9 protein-coding genes are annotated in these 10,973 nt (G+C 73.6%); 5 read left to right on the top strand and 4 right to left on the bottom strand.

The window, feature by feature from the left end:
• Nucleotides 1-87 precede the first annotated feature (87 nt).
• A complete protein-coding gene (locus tag IE312_RS04420) occupies nucleotides 88-615 on the top strand; it encodes a DoxX family membrane protein (RefSeq protein WP_189978563.1) in 528 nt (175 codons plus the stop codon).
• Here the strand turns inward: IE312_RS04420 and IE312_RS04415 are convergent.
• Nucleotides 606-833, bottom strand: coding sequence for a hypothetical protein (locus IE312_RS04415; protein ID WP_189978561.1), 228 nt, complete (start codon nucleotides 831-833; stop codon nucleotides 606-608). The two genes, IE312_RS04420 and IE312_RS04415, sit on opposite strands and share 10 nt — an antisense overlap.
• Nucleotides 820-2,262, bottom strand: a complete 1,443-nt coding sequence (locus tag IE312_RS04410; RefSeq protein ID WP_189978558.1) for a PspC domain-containing protein — start codon at nucleotides 2,260-2,262, stop codon at nucleotides 820-822. The genes IE312_RS04415 and IE312_RS04410 overlap by 14 nt, the downstream gene beginning before the upstream one ends.
• Nucleotides 2,263-2,474: 212 nt before the next feature.
• Between IE312_RS04410 and IE312_RS04405 the strand changes: the two genes are divergently transcribed.
• Together IE312_RS04405 and IE312_RS04400 are read left to right on the top strand one after the other, a co-directional pair.
• A complete protein-coding gene (locus IE312_RS04405) occupies nucleotides 2,475-3,764 on the top strand; it encodes an ATP-binding protein (protein WP_189978556.1) in 1,290 nt (429 codons plus the stop codon).
• Nucleotides 3,761-4,501 (top strand): LuxR C-terminal-related transcriptional regulator, encoded by a 741-nt coding sequence (locus IE312_RS04400; RefSeq protein ID WP_189978554.1) that lies wholly within the window; start codon nucleotides 3,761-3,763, stop codon nucleotides 4,499-4,501. The genes IE312_RS04405 and IE312_RS04400 overlap by 4 nt, the downstream gene beginning before the upstream one ends.
• A 105-nt stretch (nucleotides 4,502-4,606) precedes the next feature.
• Here the strand turns inward: IE312_RS04400 and IE312_RS04395 are convergent, their stop codons facing one another.
• Nucleotides 4,607-5,674: a C40 family peptidase gene (locus tag IE312_RS04395; RefSeq protein ID WP_189978977.1), complete on the bottom strand. Its 1,068-nt coding sequence runs from the start codon at nucleotides 5,672-5,674 to the stop codon at nucleotides 4,607-4,609.
• Between the two features lie 464 nt (nucleotides 5,675-6,138).
• Between IE312_RS04395 and IE312_RS04390 the strand changes: the two genes are divergently transcribed.
• Nucleotides 6,139-6,492 (top strand): hypothetical protein, encoded by a 354-nt coding sequence (locus tag IE312_RS04390; RefSeq protein WP_189978551.1) that lies wholly within the window; start codon nucleotides 6,139-6,141, stop codon nucleotides 6,490-6,492.
• A gap of 18 nt (nucleotides 6,493-6,510) precedes the next feature.
• Here IE312_RS04390 and IE312_RS44260 read toward each other — a convergent pair whose 3' ends face one another.
• Complete coding sequence (locus tag IE312_RS44260) at nucleotides 6,511-8,466, bottom strand: C40 family peptidase (RefSeq protein ID WP_370467508.1); 1,956 nt, start codon at nucleotides 8,464-8,466, stop codon at nucleotides 6,511-6,513.
• A gap of 471 nt (nucleotides 8,467-8,937) precedes the next feature.
• Here IE312_RS44260 and pcrA point away from each other — a divergent pair.
• On the top strand, nucleotides 8,938-10,973 hold a 2,036-nt coding region (gene pcrA / locus IE312_RS04375), incomplete at its 3' end, for a DNA helicase PcrA (RefSeq protein ID WP_229899033.1).

The following is a 10,973-nucleotide window of genomic DNA, read 5'->3' as shown; positions in this document are numbered from 1 at the left end:
AATCGTCCACGACAGGATTGAACCGACTCCCTTCGTCATACGTATGTCAATCGAGGGATGCAGGGCGGGCGAGAGGCGGCTGCGGCAATGACTCACGGCATGCGGACCCAGACATACGGCACCGGGCTGCACGGCCCCCGCACCTGGCGGGACACCGCCGCCCAGTACGCCCTGCTGCCCCTGCGCCTCTTCCTGGGCGTCACCTTCGTCTACGCCGGCCTGGACAAGCTCACCGACAGCGCGTTCAAGCGGTCCGCCGGCACCGGTTCGATCGGCGAGACCATGCGCGCGGCCCGCGACTCCTCGGCCATCCCGGCCCTGGTCGACCTGGCCCTGAAGAGCCCGGTCGGCTTCGGCTGCGCCATCGCCCTCGGCGAGCTGGCCGTCGGCATCGGCGTCCTCCTCGGACTGCTCGGCCGGCTGGCCGCACTCGGCGGCGCGCTGATCTCGCTCAGCCTCTGGCTGACGGTGAGCTGGGCCAGCACCCCCTACTACTACGGCAACGACCTCGCCTATCTGATGGCCTGGCTCCCCCTCGTCCTCGCCGGCACCCCCTACCTCTCCCTGGACGCCGCCTGGCGGACACGGCGCCGAGGGTCGCACGGCTACCTCTGACCGCCCGCCGCACCGGCCCGCGCACCCGCCCGCCTGCGTATCCCCCGGGTGAGCGCCGCCGTCACGCCGGCCAGACACAACCCGCCCACCACCAGCGGAACCGCCGCGAACCAGGGGGCTTCCCACAGACCGCCCGCGTCCCCCGCGTACACCACCGCGGTCGCGGCGAGGAAGAGCCCGGTGACCAGCTTCCCGGGCTGGAACTCATGACGCAGCACGGCTGACCTCCACCTGTCCCACTCCGACGCCGAGCGTCAGATCCAGCGTGCCGGCCTTCCCGGCACTCCCTGCCGGGAGCAGCGTCACCTCTCTGTGCCGGCCCGGCCGTACGTCCACGTCCCGCGTGCCGTCCCCGGGCAGCCGGATGTCGCCGACCCCCACGTCGATGCTCATCCGCACGGCCGCGTCCGCGGGCACGATCACCTTCAGCTGCCCCGCCCCCACCCGGGCGTCCGTCGAGACCGTCCGCCCCCTGCCCGGGTGCACCCCGGACAGGTCCAGGGTGCCGCGCCCGGTGCCGAGGTCGTACCCGGGCCGCACCCGGTCCGCCGCGGCCGGTTTCCAGGACGCCTCCCGCCAGTCGGTGGTGATGTCCCGGGGCAGGGCCGCCGCACCGGCGAGCAGCGCCGCCGTGACCAGCGCCAGGAACACCGTCCCGGCCCCGGTCCGGCCCAGGGCCGCGCTGAGCGCGATGCCCAGTCCGAACACCGCCAGCGCGCACGCCAGACCGGTCTGCAGGCTGGTGCCCAGCGGATGCGTGTGCCAGCCGAGCCCGGTGCCCGCACCGCCCGCCAGCAGGGCCAGCAGGAACACCCAGCCGCCGATCCAGCGCGGCCCGCGCGGTCTCGGGGGTGCGGCCTGCGGCGGCCGTGTCGCCCCCGGGTGCGTCCAGGCGGTGGCCATGCCGACGTCGAGCTCCGGGGTCACGTCCCGCTCGCGGGCGTCGCGGGGCCCCCACAGATAGCCGGTCCCGCCGACATGGGAGCCGTCCTTGACGATCGGGTCCCGCCACCACGACGGGTAGGTCGTGACGACCGGCGGCGCCTGGGCCTCCGGCGGCGCGTCGGCGGCGGCCTGCGCGGCCAATGGGTCGGGGCCGGGGGCACCGCGGCGCGGCGACCAGTACCCCGCGCCCGCGAGCAGCAGCGAGAGCACCGTGGCGAACGCCAGCACCCCGCCGTTCTTCAGCAGGGTCAGGAGGATCCCGCAGCCCACCAGCGTGAACAGCACGGCGGCCAGCGCCTGGCCGTCGACCCGGGCCGTGAAGAGCTTGCGCAGCTCGTTCTCCTCCTCGTCCTCGTACGGCACCAGCAGCCAGACGAAGCCGTAGAAGATGAGGCCCAGGCCGCCGGTCGCCGACAGCACGGCCAGCGTGATCCGGAAGATCACCGGATCCATGTCGGTCTGCCGGCCCAGCCCCGCGCACACGCCCGCGATCATCTTGTGCCGGCGGTCGCGCCGGAGCCGGCCGGGTGTGCCGGCGGCCTCCTGCTGTGCGGTCCCGTCCGCGGGGGAACCGGTGCCGGCGCCGGCCGCTCCCGTCCCGTGCGTCGCGGCGGGCGCGGCATCCGGCGGCCCGGTGCCCGGGGCCGGGCGCGGGCCGGGGCCGGGTCCCGGACCCGTCGCGGCGTGCTCGTGATCCGTCATGCGTTCCATGGTGACGGCACGGCCGCGGCGACGGCAGTCGGGATGACCCTGGGACGACCCTGAAATCGGCCCTGAGACCAGGCGGGGAGGCGTTCGACGGGCATCCACCGCCCGCCGGTGACCCACCCGGACCGAGCCCCGACGGAAGATCAGGGGCGTCTCGGGGACCGACCCTGATGCCCCGTCCCCCCGGCCGTGTGACCATCGTTGGCATGCCGGAAGCCGCAAGCCTGCCACTCGACGACCCGCGGCCGCCGCGCAAGCTCTACCGCAGCAGCGACGGACGCTGGCTCGGCGGGGTGGCGCGGGGCCTCGCCGGGCACCTCGGCCTGCCCGTCGTCTGGGTCCGGCTCGTCTTCGTGGGCCTGTTCATGGCCGACGGCCTCGGAGCGCTGCTGTACGCCGCGTTCTGGTTCTTCGTCCCGCTCGGTGTCGGCGGCGTCGGCGACCAGAAGCCGTCCCTGGTGGGCACGGAGAGCTGGCCCGACGGCCGCCGCAGACTCGTGGCCCGCAAGCCGGACCGGGGCCAGATCGTCGCGCTGCTCCTCATGGTCATCGTGTCCATGGTCTTCGTCAGCAGCGTCGACCTGGACAGCGCGGCCAAGGCGTACCTGCTGCCCGCCGTGCTCGTCGCGGCCGGTGTCGCCCTCGTCTGGCGCCAGGCGGATAACGCCCGCCGGGCCCGCTGGGTCGAGGCCGGCCGCAGGCGCCGCACCCTCACCCTGCTGCGCACGGCCGGCGGTGTCCTGCTCGTCACGGCCGGTGTCACCGCCGTGTTCGTGCTGCAGGGCTCGGCCGCCCACCTGGGCGCGGTCCTGCAAGCCGCGCTCGCCGTCCTCGTCGGCATCACCCTCCTCGCCGGCCCCTACCTGGTCCGCATGACCCAGGACCTGTCCGAGGAGCGGCTGATGCGCATCCGCGCCCAGGAACGCGCGGAAGTCGCCGCACACGTCCACGACTCCGTGCTGCACACCCTCACCCTGATCCAGCGCAACGCCGACCAGGCGGGCGAGGTGCGCCGCCTCGCCCGCGCCCAGGAGCGCGAACTGCGCGCCTGGCTGTACAAGCCGGAGGGCACCGGCAAGGACGAGGCCGACGAACCGGACACGGTCGCCGAGGCGGTGCGCCGCAACGCCGCCGAGGTGGAGGACAAGCACGGCGTCCCCATCGAGGTCGTCATCGTGGGCGACTGCCCGCTGGACGAGAGGACCGGAGCGCAGATGCAGGCCGCGCGCGAGGCGATGGTGAACGCCGCCAAGTACGGTGGCGAGGGCGGTGCCGTACAGGTCTACGCCGAAGTCGAGGGCAGTACGGTCTTCGTGTCCGTCAGGGACCGCGGCCCCGGCTTCGACCTCGACGCGATACCCACCGACCGCATGGGTGTCAGAGAATCGATCATCGGCCGTATGGAACGCAACGGCGGCACGGCCCGGCTGCGGGCGGTGCCGGGCGGCGGCACCGAGGTCGAGCTGGAGATGGAGAGGGCGGAGAAGACGTCATGAGCGACGGCACCGAGGCGAACGGAACGGCGAGGGCAGCGGAATCGGCCGAGTCCGGACGGACCGGCGGCGCGGACGGGCGGCACGTACGGGTGGTGCTCGTGGACGACCACCGGATGTTCCGGGCCGGCGTCCAGGCCGAGATCGGCCGGACCGCCGAGACCGGCGTCGAGGTGGTCGGCGAGGCCGCGGACGTCGACCAGGCCGTCACGGTCATCACCGCGACCCGGCCCGAGGTCGTCCTGCTCGACGTCCACCTGCCCGGCGGCGGCGGAGTGGAAGTCCTGCGCCGGTGCGCGGCGTTGACCGCGGACGCCGAGCAGCCCGTCCGGTTCCTCGCGCTGTCCGTGTCGGACGCGGCGGAGGACGTGATCGGGGTGATCCGCGGCGGCGCCCGGGGCTATGTCACCAAGACCATCACCGGTGCCGACCTCGTCGACTCCGTCTTCCGGGTCCAGGAGGGCGACGCCGTCTTCTCCCCGCGGCTCGCCGGGTTCGTGCTGGACGCCTTCGCCTCCACCGACGCGCCGCCGGTGGACGAGGACCTGGACCGCCTCACCCAGCGGGAACGCGAGGTGCTGCGCCTGATCGCTCGTGGTTACGCGTACAAGGAGATCGCCAAGCAGCTGTTCATCTCGGTGAAGACGGTCGAGTCCCACGTCTCGGCGGTCCTGCGCAAGCTCCAGCTGTCCAACCGGCACGAGCTGACCCGCTGGGCGACCGCACGCCGGCTGGTCTGACCGCGGGAACCTGGCCCCTGCCCTGCCGGCCCGCCGGCCGGCCGGTCCGGGCCCCCGCGGGTTCGTCCCGTCCCGTCCCGTCGCGTCGCCCGGTGGGCGGGCTGCTCAGGCGACCCTGGTCGCTCCCGCGAACGGCATCTCGTCGATGGGGGCCACGCGGACCGGTGCCGAGGGGTTCGGGGCGTGGATCATCCGGCCGTCGCCCACGTAGATGCCGACGTGGCTGATCCCGGAATAGAAGAACACCAGGTCCCCGGGCTGGAGTTCGGAGCGGGAGACCCGGTGGCCGGCGTCGATCTGGGCGTAGGTGGTGCGCGGCAGGGAGATGCCGGCGGAGCGGTAGGCGGCCTGGACCAGGCCGGAGCAGTCGAAGGCGTTGGGACCGGTCGCCCCCCACACGTAGGGGCTGCCGAGCTTGCCGTAGGCGTAGGCGACGGCCGCCGCCGCGCGGGTGGTGGGGGCCGGGGCGGACCCGGTCCGCTCCAGCGGCTGCCGCGGGTCGGCGGCCGACCGGGAGACACGCGGCCCGCTCGTACCGCCGGCACCGGTGACCTCGGTCCGCTGTCGCGGGGTCAGCCGCGCCAGCAGCCCCCGGGCCTCGGCCAGCTTGCCGGTGACGGTCCTCTTCTGCCGGTTCAGCTCGGCCTGCCGTGACCGCAGCGAGGCCAGCTCGACACGGGCGGCACCGCGCAGCCGCTCGATCTCCCGCAGTTGCCGGCCCACCTGTGAGACGGCGGCGGCCTGCCGGTCACCGGCCCGCTCGGCGAGGGCGGCGCCGTCCAGATACCGGTCGGGATCGCTGGAAAGGGCCAGCTGCCAGGCCGGGTCGATGCCGCCGTCCCGGTACTGGGCCGCCGCGACGGAGCCCAGTGCCTCGCGGGCCGAGTTCAGCCTCGACTGCTTGCGGGCGGCCTCCTCCTGGAGCGAGTGCAGTCGCCGCTGGGAGGTGTCCGCCTTCTCCTTCGCCCCGTTGTACTTCTCGGTGGCGGCCTCGGCCTCCCGGTACAGGGTGTCGACCTTGGTCTTCACCTGCTCCGGCGTCAGCTGCGGCTCGGCGTGTCCCGTGCCGTCGAAAGCCGTCGCGGTGGCCGCTCCCGCCAGGGCGAGCGTGACGGCCGTCCGGGCCGTATGGCCACTGAACGGGCGTTGCGAGGGCTTGCGGTGCGCTGCCACCTGGACCGTCACGTCCTTCCGTGCGACTCGTGCGACTCGTGCGACCGAGCGGTCACGACCCCTGCGGCGGCCCGCACAGGGGGACGAGCCGCCGCCGGGGCTTCCTCGGCGCAGGTGCCGGCTTGCCGCCCCTGGCGCGGGCGGCGACGGGGAGCCGGTCACCTGGGGGAGGACGGTAGGACGCTCGGTGACGGGAAGGTAACGCGCTGTGCGGAACTGTCTCGTAAGGGATGGGGTTGTGACCGTATGTGGTCACGAGTGCGCTCGGGAGTCGTCATCTTCACGGAGCGTGGTGATCGAAGTGCCCGAAACGGTGTTGGCGAGGGCCGTGGGGTGCTATGGCGCGCCTGCGCGCACCTGCTGCAAGGTGACCCGAGAGTGTCCGGTGGGACAGGCGGTGGGGCGGGCGTTTGGGCGGGCCCGGTGCCGGGGCGGCCGGAGGCCCCTGGCTAGGCTCCGGTCCCATGGACGTACTCATCCATCTCTTCGTCGGCCTGCACATCGTCGGTATCGCCGCGCTGCTCGGCGGTTTCCTCACCCAGATGAAGGCGATGGGCCAGGGCACGGCCCGGTTCGTGCCCGGCATGCTGCACGGCGCGCTGACCATGCTGGTCACCGGCGTGGCCCTGGTCGGCCTGAACCAGGCCGACGACCACCACGTCAACACCGTCAAGATCGGCGTGAAGCTGGCCCTGCTGATCGTGATCCTCGGCCTGGTCTACGTGAAGCGCGACGAGGAACGGATCGACAAGGGCCTCTTCGGCCTGGTCGGCCTGCTCACCACGGCGAACATTTTCATCGCCGTCCTCTGGACCTGAGCCCGGCGCGTCCCGGCCTCAGCCCGGCCGCACCACGGTACGGACGGCCGAGTCCCCGAAGCCGGAGACCGGTTCCTCACGGACGTAGGCACCGGGCCTGGGGGCGTGGATCATCATGCCGTCGCCGGTGCAGAGCCCGACGTGGCTGACGTCGTCGTGGAAGAAGACCAGGTCACCGGGGCGGGCGTCGGCCGGCACGATCCGGGTGCCGGCTTCGGCCTGCTCCCGTGCGGTGCGCGGGAGGGTGACGCCGGCGGACTTCCAGGCGGCCTGGGTGAGGCCCGAGCAGTCGTACGAGCCGGGACCGGCGGCACCCCACACGCACGGCTTGCCGAGCTGGGCGCGGGCGAAGGCGATGGCTTTCCTGGCCTTGGTCGCGTAGGTGCCGGACGGGGCGGCGGCCTGCACGGCCTGCTGCTTCAGCAGCACGCGCGCGTGGGCCAGCTTCTTCTGCACGGCGGCCTTGGCGGCCATGGGTCCGCTCGCGACGGTGTCCGTCAGACCGGCGGCGGAGGCGGCGGCCTGGGGAACTGCCATGGCGGAGGCGGAGGCGGAAACGGCGGCGGGTGCGGGTGTCGCCGTCGCCGTGGCGGCGCCGGTGAACGAGGTGGCCGCCGGTTCTCGGCCGACCGCACCGGGGCCGCCGTGGGCCAGGGGCGGGAAGACGGCCGTGTCCCGCGCCGGGGCCGCGACCACGGTGTCGGGAACGGGCTGCACGGGGCCCGTCTCGTGAACAGGGGGCGCGACGGCGGTGTGCGGCACGCTCTGGACGAGCGGGGTGGCCCCCGTGTCGCCGAAGGGGGACGCCGGCCCCGTCTCCCGCCCGGTCCGGCCGATTCCCGTGTCCCCGGCCGGCTGTGCGATCCCCGCGTTCGGGACAGGCGGGGCGCTCCGGTGGGTTCGGGCGTGTCGCGCCGCTCCCTTGCCCGGTGAGGTCGCAGCGACCCCCGTGTCACCGGCGGAGGCTGCGGTGCCCGCGTCCCTGGTCGGGGCGGGGGCGATGCCCGCGCCCGTGACCGACGGGGCCGTGGTGCCCGCGCCCCTGGTCGGGGAAGGTGCCATGCCCGCGCCCGTCACCGGGGAGGCCGCGATGCCCGAGCCCCTGACCGACGGGGCCGTGGTGCCCGCGCCCCTGGTCGGGGAAGGTGCCATGCCCGCGCCCGTCACCGGGGAGGCTGCCATGCCCGCGCCCGTGACCGGGGAGGCCGCGATGCCCGAGCCCCTGACCGACGGGGCCGTGGTGCCCGCGCCCATGGCCGCGGAGGGTGCGGTGCCCATGCCCCTGACCGCGGAGGAGAGGTCCGTACTCCCGATGGACGGTGCCGTGGCCACGTCCCCCGGAGCCGGAGCGGCGGCCGTCCCCCCGGTGGGACCGGTGCCGCGCTGCGCCGGGATCTTGCCGCGCAGGCTGGGGAGGGCGCGGTGCTGGGCGCGGCGGGCGACCTCGTCCCGCAGCCGCTGCAGGCTGTCGGCGCGGCGCCCCGATGCCCCGCCCCCGTCGGCCCCCACGCTCCGCTCGTCCCGTCCGGTGCGGTCCTGGCCCCACTCGGGCCGCTGTTCCGGCGCCCCGGCCCAGCCCTCGGCCCGCCCGGCCGCCGCGGCCCAGCCCTCGGTCTGCCCGGCCGCCGCGGCCCGGGCCGCGGTCTGCCCGGCCGCCCCGGCCCGGGCCTCGCTCCGGACGTCCGCGCGCTCGCCTCGCCCGGCGCCGCGGTCGCGTGCGTTCCCCCGGTCGGCGCGTCCGCCGCGCTCCTTGCCCGCCGTGGCCGCCTCCGCGGCCGATTCCGCGCGGCGGTACAGGTCGTCGATCTTCCGCTCGACCTCTTCCGGGCTCGGCACGGCGTGTCCGGCCGCGGGCGCGGCACCGGCGCTCTGGGAGAGCACGGCCACGGAGGTGAGCGCGGCGGTGGCGAGGGCCGGGGTGCCGATGCCGGCTCCCGGGGTCCCGCCGGGGCGCGGCTTGCGGTGCGACGCCAAGGGAGGCGACTCCTTCCGTACTGCCGCCTACCGGGTAAGTGGTGGGGGGCCCAGGCCTCGAGGGCTCCGGGGGAGGGTTTCGGGCGGGTGCTCGGAAGGGTCGCCCTGCGGCGTCGTCCCGGGCGGGAGTCGGCCGATTCACCCCAGGATCGTTGGGTCCCCGGCTCCGGGCACCGTGCGGGGCGCGCCGGACTCGGCGGAGGCCGTGCGGCCCGGCGGGGTTCGCCGGAGGGGGGTCGTACGGCCTGACGGAAACCTAGCCAACTCGTGTGTCTTCTGTGAAGGTTGGTGCGCGGTATGTCCGATACATTTCCGTGACCTACGGGCACTTTCACGTCCGTGTCACCGGGCGCTTCCGGTGCGTGAGCGGCGGAAACGCCTTTCCGGCTCGAAGATCAACTCGCCGTCGGCGCCACCGGGTTCCGGGGACCGTGACCGGTTGTCGGTGGGGCGCCCTAGACTCGGAGAGCGATGAGCAGCCTCTTTGACGACAGCTTCCTGGCGGACCTCCAGGCCCCTCGCGGGCACCAGGAGGAGCTTCCGCCGCCGCCCGAGGACGATCACGATCCGGAGCCGCTTGCGGACGATCTGTTCGGCGGGAAGTTCGACGTGCCGCCGGACCGGGACGCCTACTACCGCGACGGCGCCCCCCGCCCCGTGCTCGACTCCGCGGCGCTCCTGGACGGGCTGAACGAGAACCAGCGCGCCGCGGTCGTGCACGCCGGCTCCCCGCTGCTCATCGTCGCCGGCGCCGGCTCCGGCAAGACCCGGGTGCTAACCCACCGCATCGCGTACCTGCTGGGCGAGCGGCACGTGCATCCGGGCCAGATCCTCGCGATCACCTTCACCAACAAGGCCGCGGGCGAGATGAAGGAGCGTGTCGAGCAGCTCGTCGGCCCGCGCGCGAACGCGATGTGGGTGATGACCTTCCACAGCGCGTGCGTGCGCATCCTGCGCCGCGAGAGCAAGAGGCTCGGCTTCACCTCCTCCTTCTCGATCTACGACGCCGCCGACTCCAAGCGCCTGATGGCCCTGGTCTGCCGGGACCTGGACCTCGACCCCAAGCGGTTCCCGCCCAAGTCCTTCAGCGCCAAGATCAGCAACCTGAAGAACGAGCTGATCGACGAGGAGGACTTCGCCGCCCAGGCCACCGACGGCTTCGAGAAGACCCTCGCCCAGGCCTACGCCCTGTACCAGTCGCGGCTGCGCGAGGCGAACGCGCTGGACTTCGACGACCTGATCATGACGACGGTCAACCTGCTGCGCGCCTTCCCGGACGTCGCCGAGCACTACCGCCGCCGCTTCCGGCACGTCCTGGTGGACGAGTACCAGGACACCAACCACGCCCAGTACGCGCTGGTCAGGGAGCTCGTCGGGACCGGCGAGCACGACGAGGACGTCCCTGGGGGCGAGCACGACGTCCCGCCGGCCGAACTCTGCGTCGTGGGTGACGCGGACCAGTCGATCTACGCCTTCCGCGGTGCGACGATCCGCAACATCCTCCAGTTCGAGGAGGACTACGCGGACGCGACGACGATCCTGCTGGAGCAGAACTACCGCTCCACGCAGACCATCCTGTCCGCCGCCAACGCGGTCATCGAGCGCAACGAGTCCCGGCGTCCGAAGAACCTGTGGACCAACGCCGGCCAGGGCGCCCTGATCACCGGGTACGTCGCCGACACCGAGCACGACGAGGCCCAGTTCGTCGCCGACGAGATAGACCGCCTGGTCGACGCGGGCGAGGCGCGCGCGGGAGACGTCGCCGTCTTCTACCGCACCAACGCCCAGTCCCGTGTCTTCGAAGAGGTCTTCATCCGCGTCGGCCTGCCCTACAAGGTCGTCGGCGGCGTCCGCTTCTACGAGCGCAAGGAGGTCCGGGACGTCCTGGCCTACCTGCGTGTCCTCGCCAACCCGGAGGACTCGGTGCCGCTGCGCCGCATCCTCAACGTGCCCAAGCGGGGCATCGGCGAGCGCGCGGAGGCGATGGTCGACGCCCTCGCCCAGCGCGAGAAGATCAGCTTCCCGCAGGCCCTGAAGCGCGTGGACGAGGCGTACGGCATGGCCGCGCGCTCCACCAACGCGGTCAAGCGGTTCAACACGCTGATGGAGGACCTGCGTACCATCGTGGAGTCCGGCGCCGGCCCGGCCACCGTCCTGGAAGCGGTCCTCGAACGTACCGGATACCTAGCCGAGTTGCAGGCCTCCACCGACCCGCAGGACGAGACCCGGATCGAGAACCTCCAGGAACTCGCGGCTGTCGCCCTGGAGTTCGAGCAGGAGCGCGGCGAGGGGGAGCAGAGCACGCTCGCCGACTTCCTGGAGCAGGTCGCCCTGGTCGCCGACTCCGACCAGATCCCCGACGAGGAGGACGGTGACGGCGTCATCACGTTGATGACCCTGCACACCGCCAAGGGCCTGGAGTTCCCGGTCGTGTTCCTGACCGGCATGGAGGACGGCGTCTTCCCGCACATGCGCGCCCTCGGCCAGACCAAGGAGCTGGAGGAGGA

It is taken from the genome of Streptomyces capoamus (assembly GCF_014654935.1).
Classification (GTDB): domain Bacteria; phylum Actinomycetota; class Actinomycetes; order Streptomycetales; family Streptomycetaceae; genus Streptomyces; species Streptomyces capoamus.
The sequence above is the reverse complement of the archived record's forward strand: the minus strand, read 5'-3'. Positions and strand labels throughout refer to the sequence as shown.